At 65.7% G+C, this 14,517-nt stretch carries 17 protein-coding genes; 11 read left to right on the forward strand and 6 right to left on the reverse strand.

The features are described from left to right. Positions 1-53: 53 nt before the first annotated feature. From soxC to RT91_RS01125, 11 genes are all read left to right on the forward strand, one after another. Positions 54-1,298, forward strand: coding sequence for a sulfite dehydrogenase (soxC, locus tag RT91_RS01075; protein WP_007422492.1), 1,245 nt, complete (start codon positions 54-56; stop codon positions 1,296-1,298). After that, positions 1,282-2,061, forward strand: a complete 780-nt coding sequence (locus tag RT91_RS01080) for a c-type cytochrome (RefSeq protein WP_035185204.1) — start codon at positions 1,282-1,284, stop codon at positions 2,059-2,061. The genes soxC and RT91_RS01080 overlap by 17 nt, the downstream gene beginning before the upstream one ends. 10 nt (positions 2,062-2,071) lie before the next feature. Continuing rightward, complete coding sequence (soxX, locus tag RT91_RS01085; RefSeq protein ID WP_007422494.1) at positions 2,072-2,416, forward strand: sulfur oxidation c-type cytochrome SoxX; 345 nt, start codon at positions 2,072-2,074, stop codon at positions 2,414-2,416. 50 nt (positions 2,417-2,466) lie between these two features. Beyond that, positions 2,467-2,958: a thiosulfate oxidation carrier protein SoxY gene (soxY, locus tag RT91_RS01090; RefSeq protein ID WP_231844445.1), complete on the forward strand. Its 492-nt coding sequence runs from the start codon at positions 2,467-2,469 to the stop codon at positions 2,956-2,958. An 11-nt stretch (positions 2,959-2,969) separates the two neighbouring features. Further along, positions 2,970-3,281 (forward strand): thiosulfate oxidation carrier complex protein SoxZ, encoded by a 312-nt coding sequence (soxZ, locus tag RT91_RS01095; RefSeq protein WP_035185371.1) that lies wholly within the window; start codon positions 2,970-2,972, stop codon positions 3,279-3,281. Between the two features lie 61 nt (positions 3,282-3,342). Next, the gene (gene soxA / locus RT91_RS01100; RefSeq protein ID WP_035185207.1) at positions 3,343-4,176 is read left to right on the forward strand and encodes a sulfur oxidation c-type cytochrome SoxA; all 834 of its coding nucleotides are present in this window, start codon (positions 3,343-3,345) and stop codon (positions 4,174-4,176) included. Then, a complete protein-coding gene (locus RT91_RS01105) occupies positions 4,173-4,475 on the forward strand; it encodes a hypothetical protein (protein WP_035185210.1) in 303 nt (100 codons plus the stop codon). The genes soxA and RT91_RS01105 overlap by 4 nt, the downstream gene beginning before the upstream one ends. A 24-nt stretch (positions 4,476-4,499) precedes the next feature. Beyond that, positions 4,500-6,236: a thiosulfohydrolase SoxB gene (soxB, locus tag RT91_RS01110; protein ID WP_035185212.1), complete on the forward strand. Its 1,737-nt coding sequence runs from the start codon at positions 4,500-4,502 to the stop codon at positions 6,234-6,236. After that, entirely contained in the window at positions 6,233-6,670 is a 438-nt protein-coding gene (locus RT91_RS01115; protein ID WP_007422499.1) for a hypothetical protein, read from the forward strand. Before soxB ends, RT91_RS01115 begins: the two co-directional genes overlap by 4 nt. Before the next feature lie 99 nt (positions 6,671-6,769). Continuing rightward, positions 6,770-7,555 carry a sulfite exporter TauE/SafE family protein gene (locus tag RT91_RS01120; RefSeq protein WP_035185214.1) on the forward strand — a complete coding sequence of 262 codons (786 nt, stop codon included), beginning with the start codon at positions 6,770-6,772 and terminating at the stop codon, positions 7,553-7,555. 51 nt (positions 7,556-7,606) lie between these two features. After that, positions 7,607-9,106 carry a tetratricopeptide repeat protein gene (locus tag RT91_RS01125; RefSeq protein WP_035185215.1) on the forward strand — a complete coding sequence of 500 codons (1,500 nt, stop codon included), beginning with the start codon at positions 7,607-7,609 and terminating at the stop codon, positions 9,104-9,106. Positions 9,107-9,134: 28 nt separating this feature from the next. On the opposite strand, the gene RT91_RS22780 is transcribed toward RT91_RS01125, so the two are convergent. The 6 genes from RT91_RS22780 to RT91_RS01150 all read right to left on the reverse strand — a co-directional run bounded on the left by RT91_RS22780 (position 9,135) and on the right by RT91_RS01150 (position 14,480). Beyond that, entirely contained in the window at positions 9,135-9,257 is a 123-nt protein-coding gene (locus RT91_RS22780) for a hypothetical protein (protein WP_256363787.1), read from the reverse strand. Next, a complete protein-coding gene (locus RT91_RS01130; RefSeq protein WP_012040508.1) occupies positions 9,248-9,619 on the reverse strand; it encodes a TSUP family transporter in 372 nt (123 codons plus the stop codon). The genes RT91_RS22780 and RT91_RS01130 overlap by 10 nt, the downstream gene beginning before the upstream one ends. A gap of 54 nt (positions 9,620-9,673) precedes the next feature. After that, positions 9,674-10,063 carry a DUF302 domain-containing protein gene (locus tag RT91_RS01135; RefSeq protein WP_012040509.1) on the reverse strand — a complete coding sequence of 130 codons (390 nt, stop codon included), beginning with the start codon at positions 10,061-10,063 and terminating at the stop codon, positions 9,674-9,676. Between the two features lie 145 nt (positions 10,064-10,208). Further along, complete coding sequence (locus RT91_RS01140) at positions 10,209-12,185, reverse strand: phospholipase C (protein ID WP_012040510.1); 1,977 nt, start codon at positions 12,183-12,185, stop codon at positions 10,209-10,211. Between the two features lie 149 nt (positions 12,186-12,334). Further along, on the reverse strand, positions 12,335-13,513 hold the full coding sequence (locus RT91_RS01145) for an acetate/propionate family kinase (protein WP_035185218.1): 1,179 nt from the start codon (positions 13,511-13,513) through the stop codon (positions 12,335-12,337). Positions 13,514-13,547: 34 nt separating this feature from the next. Further along, entirely contained in the window at positions 13,548-14,480 is a 933-nt protein-coding gene (locus tag RT91_RS01150) for an adenylate/guanylate cyclase domain-containing protein (RefSeq protein WP_012040512.1), read from the reverse strand. Positions 14,481-14,517 lie beyond the last annotated feature (37 nt).

Below are 14,517 nucleotides of genomic sequence, written 5' to 3' on the forward strand. Positions count from 1 at the left end.
AAATTGGTCCTTCCCGCAGCTCGCGGGAGAGAATATCGCTACTGCGAGGGGATATGTCCAAGACTGATCGAAGAGGCCTTTTCAGGCTAGGCGCCGCATTTGGCGCCACGGCCGTTGCCACCAGCGCGCGCGCCGCGACCGGCGCTCCACCCTCTGACGACCCATGGTCGAATTCGCTCGGCGCGGGCGTCGATTCGCGGCCCTATGGCCGGCCGTCGCGCTTCGAGAAAAACGTCATCCGCCGGTATGTGCCCTGGCTCTCGCCGACCACCGATGCGGATGCTAGCTTCACGCCGTTGCAGGACCATCACGGCATCATCACGCCGAACGGGCTGTTTTTCGAGCGCTACCATTCCGGCCGGCCGAGCATCAATCCGAAGGACTACCGGCTGATGATTTCCGGCCGGGTGAAGCGGCCCTTGCTGCTCACGCTCGACCAGCTGATGCGCTATCCCTCGGTTTCCCGCATCCATTTCATCGAGTGCCCCGCCAATGGCGCGACCGAATGGCCGGCGGCGCAGCTCAATTCGCTGCAGTTCACCCACGGCATGATCGGCTGCGCCGAATGGACGGGAGTCCGGCTGTCGACCTTGCTCGACGAGGCCGGGCTGCTGCCCGACAGCCGCTGGGTGCTCGCCACCGGGTCGGACGGCGCGCATATGGACCGCTCGCTGCCGATGGTGAAATGCCTCGATGACTGCATCGTCGCCTGGGGGCAGAACGGCGAGGCGATCCGCCCCGAGCAGGGCTATCCGGTGCGGCTCGTCGTGCCCGGCTGGCAGGGCAATGTGAACGTGAAATGGCTGCGCCAGCTCCAGGTCGGCACCGAACCCTGGATCACCCGCGAGGAGACCAGCGAATACAGCGAGTTGCTGGGTGATGGAAAATCGCTCGGTTTCACCTGGGTGATGAACGCGAAGTCCGTCATCACATTCCCCTGTCCGGAGAAGAAGCTGACCGGCGGCCCCGGCTTCTACCAGATCCACGGCCTTGCCTGGAGCGGCAACGGGCGGGTGAAGGAGGTTGATATCTCGCTCGACGGCGGCGTGAACTACCATCGCGCCACGCTCGATGGACCGGTGCTGTCACGGTGCCTGACCCGGTTCACCTACAACTGGTGGTGGGACGGGAAGCCGGCGCTCATCCAGTCCCGCGTTACCGACGAGACCGGCTATGTCCAGCCCACGATCCGGCAGAAGCACAAGTTCTGGGGCCATGACCCGGTTTATGAAAACAACTCGATCCAGACATGGCAGGTGCTGGCGGACGGGACGGTGAACAATGTCCAACTTTCGTAGGATCCTGCTGGCTGCCGCCGGGGTTGCGGCGGCAATTGCGGTGGCCTGGGCAGGCGATGCGCCGGCTCCGTCCTACAAGGGGATCGTGCCGGCGGCGACGCTGAAGGTGTGGCGCGACCTTGGCACCGGCAATGGCGCGCTGGCCCGCTACAAGCCGGCGACGCCGCCGGGTCATTACGGTATTGGCACCGCGCCGACTGAGCAGCAGATCGCCGGCTGGACCATCGCCGTGCTGCCCGACGGGGCCAATCTGCCGCCCGGCAGTGGCACGGTAGCCGCCGGCGAAAAACTCTTCTCGACCGATTGCGCGATGTGTCATGGCGGCTTCGGCGAAGGCGCGCACGGCTACCCGGCGCTTGCCGGCGGCGTGGGATCGCTCGCCGGGTCGGAGCCGCAGAAGACGGTGGGCAGCTACTGGCCCTACGCGACGACGCTGTGGGACTACATCAACCGCGCGATGCCGTTCTACGCCCCGCATACGCTCAAGCCCGATCAGGTTTATGCGCTGACCGCCTATATCCTGAACCTGAACGGGATCGTGAAGGGAAAGTTCGTCGCCGACGCGCAGAGCGTGCCGCGCGTCAAAATGCCCAACCGCGACTCTTTCAACTGGAAAGATCCGCGTCCGGTCACGCATAATACCGCCTGCATGAAGGATTGCGTGCCGGCCGGCTCCGTCAGGATCACCTCGAGCGCGGCAAAGATGGGGCTGACCCCGCGCACCACCGGTCCGGTGGACAACATGAAGGGCAGCAGCAAATGAGGAGGAGGAGATGAAACGCACCAGCATCCTGCTCGGTCTTGCCGTGGCGGCGCTGCCCGGCGGGGTTCTGGCGGCAACGCCGCAGCAGATTGCCGCGGGTGAAAAAATCGCCACCACGAAGGCGCTCGGCAACTGCGTCGCCTGTCACAGTTTTGCCGGCGCGGTCGAACCCGGCGATGTGGGGCCCGCGCTGAAGAACGTGAAGGCGATGATTCCGGATCGCAAGACGTTCTATGCGATCGTGTTCGACGAGCAGGCGCGCAACCCGCAGACCGTCATGCCGGCCTTTGGGAAAAACCTGATCCTGACGCCGACGCAGATCAACGAAGTGATCGACTTTCTCTACACCAAATGAAAACGGACCGCGTTAAGGCGGGAATTCGGAAATTGGGGGAACCAAAGATGATGACCGAACCAGAAACCACCGGACCCGCGCGGCGAACCGTGCTGCTCGGCGCCGCCGGCGCTGCCGCGGCGCTGGCGCTGCCGCGATCGGGCCGTGCCGCCGCTGTTGCCGCGCCGAAGGCGTCGCTGTGGCCGGAGGCGGCGTTCAAGGCGACGACGCCCGATCCGGCGCTCAAGGCGCTCTGGGGCAGTTCCAGCCTCACGCCGACCACGCAAGTGAAGATGGACGCGCCGGACATTGCCGAGAATGGCGCGGTGGTGCCGATTTCGGTTGATGCGAACGAGCCGAAGATTACCGGCGTGGCGCTGCTGGCCCGGCACAACCCCTATTCGCTTGCCTGCGCCTATGAAATTCCGGAGGGCACCAGCCCGGCGATCTCGAGCCGGCTGAAACTCGCCAAGACCACGGAGGTCATCGCGGTCGTGAAGTCGGGCGGCAAGCTCTACAGCACGTCGAAAAGGGTCAAGGTCACGCTGGGCGGTTGCGGCTGAGGAGACGAATGATGGCACATCAGATTCTGGTTCACGCGACCACTTCGGGCGGGGTCACGACGGTCGAGGCGCTGATCAAGCACCCGATGGATTCCGGCTTCGTGAAAGGCAAGGACGGCAAGCTCATCCCGCCGCACTACATCGAGGTGGTCGAGTTCACCCACAAGGGCAAGCTCGTGCTGCGAGGGTTCTGGGGACCCGCGGTTTCGAAGAACCCGTTCATCCGGTTCTCGTTCAAGGGCGGCGCCTCGGGCGATCCGATCGGCGTCTCGTGGGTCGACAACAAGGGCGAGACCGCGAGCATGTCGGCGGCCATCATGTGAGCGATGCGCGCCGGTGTGAACCGCGCCGGCGCGCGCATGGCTTGGGGGGGAGGACAAGACGATGAAACGCGTGTGGCTGATGATCGCGGCCTTCGCGGCGCTGGGGCTGGCGCGGCCGGCAAAAGCCGATCCGGCGGCCGATCTCAAGGCGTTCCAGGGGTATTTCCAGACACGTTTCCCGAAGCTCGAGCTGAAGGATTACGTGAACGGGCCTTATAATTTCAGCGCGAATGACCGGGCGCAGTGGAAGCAGATCCTCGAATTTCCGCCCTATTCCTTCGCGGTGGACGCCGGGAAGAAGGCGTTCGACACGAAGTTTCCCGACGGTGCGAGCTATGCCTCATGTTTTCCGCATGGCGGGATCGGCATTGCGCAGGATTATCCGAAGTTCGATGAAAAGACCGGCAAGGTCGTCACAATCGGCATCGCCGTCAACGAATGCCGCACACGGCACGGGCTGAAGGCGCTGAGCCTGACAAAGGGCGAACTCGCCGACATCGTCGCCTACATGACCTCGACCTCGGACGGCAAGCCGATCCATGTCGTCATCCCCAACGACAAGAGGGCGCTCGCGGCCTATGAGGCGGGCAAGGAATATTTCTACTCGCGCCGCGGGCAGTTGAATTTTTCCTGTGCCAGTTGCCATGTGCAGGCGGCGGGCAAGCGGCTGCGGGGGCAGTATCTGGCGCCGGCGCTCGGCATCACGGCATCTTTCCCCGTCTACCGTTCGAAATGGGGCAATGTCGGCACGCTGGTGCGGCGGTTCATCGGTTGCAACAAGAAGGTGCGTTCGGTGCCGGCGAAGCCGGATTCGGCGGCCTATCGCGACCTTGCCTACTTCCTCACCTACATGAGCAACGGCCTGCCGATCGCGGGCCCGGGGGCGCGGTCATGAAGCGGATGGCTTGGGTGCTGGCGGCAACGGTTCTGGGGCTCGGCATTGCGCATGCCGCCGGGAAGGACGACGCGGCGCGGGCGATCGCCGCTGCCGCGGCGAAGATGAAGACGGCCGCGGCCCTCGAAGACCAGTGGACGCCGACGGTCGCCGCTTTCAAGGCGGCCAAAGCGGCGGATGCGGCAGGGGATTACGCGAAAGCCGAAGCCTCCGCGAAGCGGGCCGAGGCGCTGGCGGCGGCCTCGATCGCCCAGGCACGCAGCCAGAAGCATCTCTGGCGGAACGAAGTGCCGCGCTGAGCCGGCCAGGCGGGGAATGAACAAATGACGATTGCACGACGCGCGCTTCTCACCGCGGCGGCCAGCACGGCGCTGCTGCCGCGGCTCGCCTGGTCGGCCAGCGATCCTTACGATGTGAAGATGAGCGGCGATGTCCGCATCATCCACCAGACCGACACGCATGCGAATGCCAGGCCGGTGCATTTTCGCGAGCCGACGCAGAATATCGGCGTCGGCAGCGCGGAGGGGCGTCCGCCGCATCTGGTGGGCACCGCGTTCCTCGATTTCTACCACATGAAGCCGGGCACGCGGGACGCCTACGCCTTCACCTTCCTCGACTTCGAGGCGCTGGCGCACCGCTACGGGCGGCTCGGCGGGTTCGCCAGCCTCAAGACGGTGATCGACAGCCTCCGCGCCGGCGCCGGACCGGGGCGGTCGGTGCTGCTCGATGGCGGCGATCTCTGCCAGGGCACGGGGATGGCCAATCTCACCCGCGGGCAGAACATGGTGGCGCTCGGCAACCTGCTCGGCATCGATGCGATGACCGGGCATTGGGAGTTCACCTACGGGCAGGACGGGATCGAGGCGATCATCAAGGCGCTGCACGGGCGCTTCATCGCGCAAAACGTGTTTCTCTCGGCGGAATCGCAGATGATGGGCGCGCCGGCCTTCGACCAGAAGACCGGGCGCGTGTTCCAGCCCTATGTCATCCGCGAACTTGGCGGCTACCGCGTTGGCGTGATCGGCCAGGCCTTTCCCTATGTGCCGATCGCGCATCCACGCCGGTTCACGCCGGACTGGCGGTTCGGCATCCATCCGGGCCGGATGCAGAAGGTTGTCGACGAGTTGCGCGAGGTGAAGAAGGTCGATGCCGTGCTGCTGCTCTCCCATAACGGCATGCCGGTCGATCTCAAACTGGCTTCCCAGGTGCGCGGGATCGACGTCATTCTCGGCGGCCATACGCACGATGCGGTGCCGCATCCTGTGCCGGTGAAGAATCCCGGCGGGATCACACTGGTGACGAATGCCGGCACGGCCGGCAAGTTCATCGCGGTGCTCGACCTTGAACTGGCGAAAGGCCAGGTGAAGGACGTGCATTACCGGTTGCTGCCAATCTATGCTGACCAGGTGAAGCAGGACGCGGCGGTGGCAGCGGCGGTGGAGGCGCAGGAGGCGCCGCATCGCGCGATGCTCGACGAAAAGCTGGCCGAGACCGAAACGCTGCTGTACCGGCGCAATAATTTCTACGGCTCGGTGGATCAGGTGATCATGGATGCGCTGCGGGCCGAAACCAGCGCGCAGATCGCCTTCTCGCCGGGTTTCCGCTGGGGCAATACGGTTCTCGGTGGCGCAGCATTGACGATGGGCGACCTGCTGGCGGAAACTGCCATCACCTATCCGATGGTGTACAAGCAGACCATGACGGGCGCGCAGATCAAGGCGATGATGGAGGATGTCTGCGATAATCTTTTTAATCGCAATCCGTATTACCAGCAGGGCGGCGACATGATCCGCGTCGGCGGCATGAACTATGCCTGCGCGCCGGCAAAATCGATCGGGCACCGGATTTCCGGGATGGAGCTCGATGACGGCACCAAGGTCGAGGCGGCGAAAAACTATACCATCGCGAGCTGGGCCTCGGTGTCGCTGCCGCAGACCGGCACGCCGGTCTGGGACGTCGTGGCCCGGCATCTGCGCCAGGTGAAGACGGTGAAGCTGACACGGCCCAACCGGGTGAAGGTACTCGGGATCGCCGGTAATCCGGGTTACGCGGCTTCATGAGTTCGCGCCGGCGGCTGTTCGGCGGGCTCGGTATTGCGGCGGCGGCGATGGGGGTGGGGCGCGCCGCCGCCGACAATCCTTTCGCCACCCACCTGCTGGCGCTGCAACTCTCCGACTCGGCGATGGAAAAGCAGCGCGAGGTTCTCAACAACGCCAACACGGTGCTGAAGGTCTGGCCCGATACCGCCTCGATCGTCGTGGTCGCCTTCGGGCCGGGCGTGGAACTTACCTTCGCCGATTCGCCGCTGCGCCAGCGGGTCGACAGCCTGATTGCACAGAACGTCGAGTTCGACGTGTGCATGAACACGATCGAGACGCTGAAGCGCGACACCGGTCATGCGCCGGTGCTGAACCCCAGGGTGAAGCCCGTGCCCTTTGGCGTGCCCCGGCTGATGGAACTTGCGGGCAAAAGATACGTCATCATCCGGCCGTGACTGGTCCGGCATCGTATTCTTGAATCAAAATATATCCTGGCCTAGACATATTCGCGAATCTGAATGTTCTACGGCGGGAGCCGCCTGGGGAGGTTTGGCATGATCGAGACGGTTCTCGCCCTTTTGTCTGGTGGTACGGTCGGTTTCACCCTCGGGCTGATCGGCGGGGGCGGGTCGATCCTGGCGACGCCGCTTATGCTTTACGTCATCGGCCTCGCCCCCCATGTCGCGATCGGGACCAGCGCGCTCGCAGTGTCGGCCAACGCGTTCGCGAATTTCGGCGGTCATGCGCGCAAGGGGAATGTGCGGTGGCGGAGCGCGGCCATCTTCGCCGTTCTCGGCATCGTCGGGGCCGCGGCGGGTTCCACGCTCGGCAAGGCGTTTGACGGCAAGAAGCTGCTGTTTCTCTTTGCAATCCTGATGATCACGGTGGGGTTGCTGATGCTGCGGCCGCGCCGCGTGGCGGATGGCACGGCGAGCCAGGCCGAGCGGCTGAACGCGGCAACGCTGCTGGCTGTCGCCGCCGCGGCGCTCACGGTTGGCGCGTTGTCGGGCTTTTTCGGCATCGGCGGTGGGTTCCTGATCGTGCCCGGCCTGCTGTTCTCGACCGGGATGCCGATGATTTTCGCGATCGGTTCGTCGTTGCTGTCGGTTGGCAGCTTCGGGTTGACCACCGCGGTGAACTACGCGGCTTCCGGCCTTGTGAATTGGCCGGTTGCGGTGGAGTTCATCGTGGGCGGCGTGATCGGCGGGCTGATCGGCACGCGGCTGGCGATCCATCTGGCCGGGCGGCGCGCCGCTCTGAACCGGATTTTTGCGGGGCTCGTCTTCGTCGTCGCGGTCTACATGCTCTACAAGAACGCGGCGTCGTTCGGCCTCGCCTGATCCGTTCCGGAGATTAACTCCGCCTTCATTCCGGGATGGCAGGATCGGATCATGAACCCTGCCCTAGCAGATTGTGGGCCTGATCTCATCGGCTTCTATCGCGACCTGCTGGCTGCCGATCCCGGCCAGCAAGGCATTGCCGCCCCGTGCGCGGCGGCGTTGCTCGATGCGGGTGAACCCGAGGCGGCGCTTGCTGTCGCCGAGGCGGCGGCCGATGCGGACGATCCGGGCGTGCTGCTGGCCCGCGCGCGGGCGTTGCGCATGCTCGGGCGGTTCGAGCCGGCGACAGAGGCTTTCGCAAACGCGATCGCTCATGGCGCGACGGGAGCGCCAGTACTCGTCGCGCTGGGCAACTGCCTCGCCGAGCTGGGGCGCCTCGAAGAGGCGGCGGCCTGGTTCGACCGTGCCGCGCCAGGCGACCCGAGCGGCCGGGCGCTGGCCAATCTCGGCTCCACACGCGCGCGGCTTGGCCAGACGATCGAGGCGATCGCCGCCGCGAGGGCCGCGCTGTGCCGGGATCCCGGCCTGATCGATGCCCACCGGACGCTCGCCGTGCTGCTGGCGGCCAGCGAGCCGGACGCCGCTGCCCTGCACCGCGAAACCGCGTTCCGTCACAATCCCGTCTTTCTCCATCCGGGGCCACCAGATGCGCCGAGGGTGCTGGTGCTTACCTGCGTCGCCGAGGCGAGCCTGCCGACGGAACACCTCCTGCCACACGGGCGCTACGCGCTGGCCGAGTGGTTCATCGATCACGCCAACGACACGGAACCGGATCTGCCGCCGCACGATCTGATCTTCAATGCGATCGGCGAAGCGGATCTGATGCCGCCACTGGGTGAGGCGGTGCATCGGGCGCTCGCTGCCGGGCGACCTGTCCTGAACCGGCCAGAAGCCGTGGCACGCACCGGGCGGACGGCGCTGGCTGCCCTGCTGAACGGGATCGAGAGGACCGTGGTGCCGCCGGTGTTGCGAATTGCGGCTGGCGAGGTTGCCGTGAGCACCGGTCTGCCGGCGCTGATCCGGCCCGTGGGCACCCATGGCGGCAAGGGCCTGCGCTGCGTGCGGACGGCAGGCGAACTCGAAGACGCGGCGGGCGAGCAGGGCGAAAAGTATCTGAGCCGGTTCATCGATTATCGCAGCGCTGACGGGTATTATCGCAAATACCGCATGATCTTCGTGGATCGGGTCGCCTATCCCTATCATCTCGCCATCGGGCCGCACTGGATGGTGCATTACTGGACCGCCGGGATGGACCTCGATCCGGTGCGGCGGGCCGAGGAGGCCCGGTTCCTGGACGATCCTGTGGCGGCGATCGGCGACGCCGCGTTGGAGGCGATCGGCGCGATCGGGCGCCGGCTCGACCTCGATTATGCCGGGATCGATTTTTCGATTCTGCCGGACGGGCGGGTACTCGTCTTCGAGGCCAACGCTGCGATGCTCGTGCACCCGGAGCATGAACCCGTGTTTGCGTATCGCAATCCGGCGGTGCATCGAATTCTCGATGCGTTCGCCGACATGCTGATGCAGCGCATGCTAGCCACTTCAGGCTGATCCCGGTCTCGGTCCGGACGGCGCGGGCTCAGGCGGCGCCGGAAGCCGCGTGCCGGACGATGAAGGCGCCAAGGACGATCAGTCCGTAGAGGAACAGGCGACGAAACCGGTCCGGATGGGCCTTGCGGCGCAGCGGTCCGCCTAGCGCCAAGCCCGCCAGCGCAGGTGCGAGGGCGAGCGCCAACATGGCCAGCGAGCCGCCGGTAGCGTGCTGTGCCAGGCCAGACTCGCGCCGAGAGCCGCGGCGGCGGGGCGGGCGTCATGTCCGGCGAGCAGATCGCTGCCAACCGATGCGACAACGAGAACGCCGGCCATCATCGGCCAGAATCGTGCCATTGCCTTCCCGGCGTCACGATGGTCGAGGAACTGCCAGAGATCTGTCGCGAAGGAAGGCACGAGCAGCAGCGAGGCCGCTTCCGCCGGGCTCAGGATGACGCCCGGTACGCCCATCGTGATCACCGGCATGCCGAGGCCGAGCACACCCTTGATGATGCCAGCCAGGAAGAATGTCACGATACCCAGCCCCGGGTGGGGCAGATCGAGATCCTCGATGCAAAGGCGTCGGATTCAGGCGATGCGGTTCACCACGCTGCGCAGCATATCGCGCACCGTACCGGCAAGGCGGGCGAGTTCGGGGTTGTCGATCCCCTGCATCGAAGTCACCGGATCGATCGCCGAAACTTCCACCGAGCCGTCATCGTGCTGCTGGACGACGACATTGCAGGGCAGCATGGTGCCGACCTTGTCTTCCAGCTTCAGCGCCTCGTGCGCCATGCGGGGATTGCAGGCGCCAAGGATGCGGTAGGGGCGGAACGCGACGCCGAGTTTCTTCTGCATGGTGGCTGCCACGTCGATGTCTGTCAGCACGCCGAACCCTTCCGCCTGGAGGGCGGCGATGGTGGCGTCGACCGCGGCATCGAAGCCCAGGCCGACCATTTTCGACAGGTGGTAGCTCATCGACAATCTCCCCGGACGGAACGTGTCTCACCGGACATATGGGGCGGCGGCCCTGGATGTTGCAAGCACGCCGGCCGCCGCGTCCGATGCCCGATCGAATGATGCCATCCGATCGGGGAGGTCGCGCCGGGACTGCCAAAGGCGTTCAGGCGGACGGATTGGTCTTCGGCAGCGGGTTGAAGTCGGCCGGGATTTTCGTGTGGATGCCCTTTGCGACATCGGTCGGGACGATGCCGTCGGCCTGGCAGCCCTTGCCCCCGAATTGCGGCAGGGTGGTGATGTCGTGATCAGGGATGATGGCGTAGCTCGGCGGCAGCGGGCGGGCCTTGCCGTCGAGGCGCGCGGGGTCGAAGGCGGTCATCAGGTCCGTCGTGTCCGGTGTGATCGCGTCGGCCGGGCCGACATTCGCCTCGCCGAATTCCTTCAGGCCCAGGCGGCGGCCCTTCATCTCGTCCGGCAGAAGGGCGAGCGGGGTGAGACCGAATACCTTGTCGACGAATTTCACCACTGAGGCCTGACTGCCAACGGCATGGGAGATCTGGTGCACCCGCGCATAGGGCGAAATGACGATCAGCGGCACGCGCGGGCCGAAGGTGAGGGGCTCGTGGTCCGGCCCCTTCACCACGATCGGTGGCGGCACATGGTCGTAATCGCCTTCCGAATCGTCCCAGGTGATGATGATTGCCGCGTGTTTCCAGTAGCGGCTGCGGGCGATCGCATTCACCGCCCTGGCGACGAAGGCCTCGCTGATCTGCGAGTCCGAGTAGGCCGGATGATCGTCGTCACCGCGGAAATTCCTGCGCGCCTTGGCGCTCGGGTTGTCCGGCGTCAGGCCCATGTCGTTGAGATAGCCGCCCTTGAGATAGAACACGCCGCCCGTGGCCGGCAGGCCGCCCGTCTTCAGCGCCGTGAAGAAGGCGGAGGCGCCGTGCAGGTGATCACGTTCCGCCGGATTGTTGGCGACGTAGCCGAAATACTGCGGACCGTTGTGGTGGGTGATGTAGGCGGCGTGCACGCCGTCGGCATCGGTCGGGCCCTCGTGCGCGGCGCTGACAGCTTTGCCGTAGCCTTCCTCGTACCAGCCCCAGTCGACCGGCTTCTGGCCGTGTGCGGCGAGATAGGCGATGTCCTGCCGCACATCGGCGAGGTCGAGCCGCGGATTTTCGTCATGCGCGGTTTCGCGCCGGATTTCGTGGCCCGCGGTGGTCAGGGCCAGCGAGGCATAGGTCTGGTTGATCTGCACATGCGCGCCGTGCGGGCTTGTGAAGTCGTGAGGATTGACCGGCACCTTCGGGTCGGGATCGAGCGGCGAGCCCCAGAACGGGTCGTCGTCCGTGACCACCGGGACACCGGCGCCTGCCTCGCTGATCCGCCCGCCGGCGGCGTTGGTGGTTTCCGGCCCTCCCTTGAAGGTCCCGGTCGCCTCATTCGGGTGGAACGCCCATTGGGTCAGGCCGGTCTGGGCGGCGAAGATCGAGAGATTGCCGGGCGTCGAGGGGCCGGCAATGTCCTGGAAGACATGGTCGAACAGGACGAAGCGATCGGCGTAGCGCCACAGAAAAGGCACCGTGTCGCAGTCCTCGTAAGCCATGGAGAGTTCGCCGAACTGTTTGGCTTCGAGCGAAGGATCGCCATGCGGAGAATATTTTTTCTCCTCGGTGATCGCGAAACGGTCCATGCGGGCGGTGCCGTTCACGACATGCATCTTGGCGACGATGCGGGCGTGGGAGTGATCGATGTCGTCGGTATCCCAGGCGTATTGCTTCGGGCCGATGCGGAATGGCGAAATCGTGGTCCGGCTGCCGTTGGTGTTGATCAGCGTCTGCACGAAGCCGGGGGTTTTCGAGGCCGGCTGCGAATAAAGCCCGTCGGCGCCGGGGAAGGTGCCGAAATACGAGTCGAAGGAACGGTTTTCCTGATAGAGCACGAAGACGTATTTGATCTTGCGACGGACCATGGCCGTCATTTCCGCGTCGCTCGGCATGGGCTGCGGTGCGTCCATCATCTTCCGGACGATGCCGCGGGCATCGGGCTGGGTGACGACCTCATGCCCGGTTGCGGCGAGAGCCGCGACACTAACGGCGGAGAGCGCCGAACAGGCGATGATGAGTGCGCGTTTCATTCAGGAACTCCCTTGTTGCCGTGACCCACCGCATGCGGACACGCGTGCCTGTCAGCCGGACCGGGCAGGTCGCGGCCGCCGGGCATGGCTTTAGAGCAGCGCATTGCCCGCGTGGATGATGTTTTGGTGGCAATTCGCAATCCGGGCGGTCAGCCGGAGAGGAGGGCGATGGTGTGCCGGGCGATCATCGCCTCCTCGTCGGTCGGGATCACCCGCACCTCGATCGTGGACGCGGAGGCGGAAATTACCGGGGCATGCCGTTCGTTCGAAGCGTCATCGAGCACGATGCCAAGATGGGCGAGGCGGGCGCAGATCATCCGCCGCACCGGCGCGGCGTGTTCGCCGATGCCGGCGGTGAAGACCAGGGTTTCAAGCCCGCCGAGGGCGACGGTCAGCGCGGCGATCTCGCGGGCCGCGCGATGGCAGAACAGGTCGACCGCCAGGCGGGACTCCGGGCGGTCGCTGACAAGCAGCGTCCGCATGTCCGATGCCTCGCCGGAAACACCGAGCAGGCCGGATTCGCTGTAGAGACAGCGGCTGATGGCCTTGGCGTCGAGCTGTTCCTGTTCGACCATGTAGAGCACCACGCCCGGATCGAGCGTGCCGGGGCGAGTGCCCATCATCAGCCCGTCGAGCGCGGTGAAGCCCATGCTCGATTCCACCGATCGGCCGGCCAGCATCGCGCAGGCACTGGCACCGTTGCCGAGATGAGCGGCAATGACCTTGCCGGCCGCCCGTGCGGGGTCGGCCGCCGCGAGGGCATGGGCGATGTATTCATAGGAAATGCCGTGGAAACCATATCGCCGCACACCGGCTTCGTGATAACGCGCAGGCAGGGGCAGCCGGGTTGCGACGTCGGTCATGGTGCGGTGAAACCCGGTGTCGAAACAGCCGATCTGAGGCAGGTTCGGGCGCAGGCGGGCGATGGCGCGCACCGCGGCGAGGTTGTGCGGCTGGTGCAGCGGGGCGAGCGGAGTGAGTGCCGCGAGTGCGGCGATGACCGCCTCGTCGAGCCGGACTGGCGCCGCGAAATTTTGGCCGCCGTGGACGATTCGGTGCCCGACAGCAACGAGGTGGTCGCTGTCGAGATGATCATCGGCCCAGTCAAGCAGCGGGCCGAGCAGATCCTCGTGCGTCATGGCCGCGCCAGTCTCCCAGCGCCGTTCGGTGACGGGCCGGCCTTCGGCATCGAAGCCCTGGAAATGCGGCGCCTCGCCGATCCGCTCGATCATGCCGTGCGCGCGCCGGGGCTGGCCGTCTTCGGTATCGAAAATGCCGAATTTGAGGCTCGACGAACCGGCGTTGAGAACCAGGACGGCGTTGCTCATGCTCGATGGTCTCCCTTCGGATGCGGGCCGGTCGTCAGGGCGGGGGGTCGGGCGCGCCGATCGCCTGCGGGGCAGAACTGAGCGGCGTGGCACCGCCGTTATGGTAGATGAGCTCCTGGTTGCCGAGGCGGATGACCGCACCATGCGCCAGCAGAGCCGGGCCGGAGAGGCGATTGCCATCGAGAAACGTGCCGTTGGACGAGTCGAGATCGGTCAGCCAGACTTCGTCATTGCGGAGTTCCAGTTGGCAGTGCTGCCGCGAAACCTCGCGGTCGCGCAGAACCACCGGGCAGGGAGGTGTCCTGCCGATCGTGAGCGGTTCGGGGCCAATCGGGATTTCGCGGATCGCTCGTCCTTCCGCCGGGATAAGCAGATAGTGGCGCGACGGAGCCATCCGAACGAAAGTGCGCTCCGACTCCGGGTCGTCGTGTTCCTGCCAGGGTAACGCCACGCGGAACACGTTCACGCTGCGGGCGATGTTGCGCAGACGATGCGGGCCAAGATCGACCAGGCGCAGCGGGATCTTGCCGGTGGCATCCTCCTGCACGCGGGCGGAGATGCAAATTCCTCCAGGTTCCGCAAGACGTTCAAGGCGGGCGGCAACATTCACGCCGTCGCCCAGCAGATCATCGCCATCGATGACAACCTCGCCCTGATGCACGGCGATGCGGAACCGGAGAGGTGCGGGCGCGTTGTCTTCACCGTCGAGCTCGTGCAGGCGTGTCTGGATCTCGATGGCGCAGCGCAGGCCCAGCACCGCACTCGGGAATTCGGCGAGAGCGCCATCCCCGGTCGCCTTGAACACGCGACCATGATGGGTATGGACTGCCGGATCGATCACTTCGGCACGCGCTTTGGCGAGGCGTCGCAGCGTGCCGGGCTCATCCTGGCCGAGCAGCCGCGAGAATCCGACCATATCGACCGCCATGATCGCGGCCAGCTTGCGTTCCGCGAATTCGAAACTCAACGGGAACCCCCGGCGGGCGCTAACGCCCCTTCACAAT

The organism is Acidiphilium sp. JA12-A1 (assembly GCF_000724705.2).
Taxonomy (GTDB): Bacteria; Pseudomonadota; Alphaproteobacteria; order Acetobacterales; family Acetobacteraceae; genus Acidiphilium; species Acidiphilium multivorum.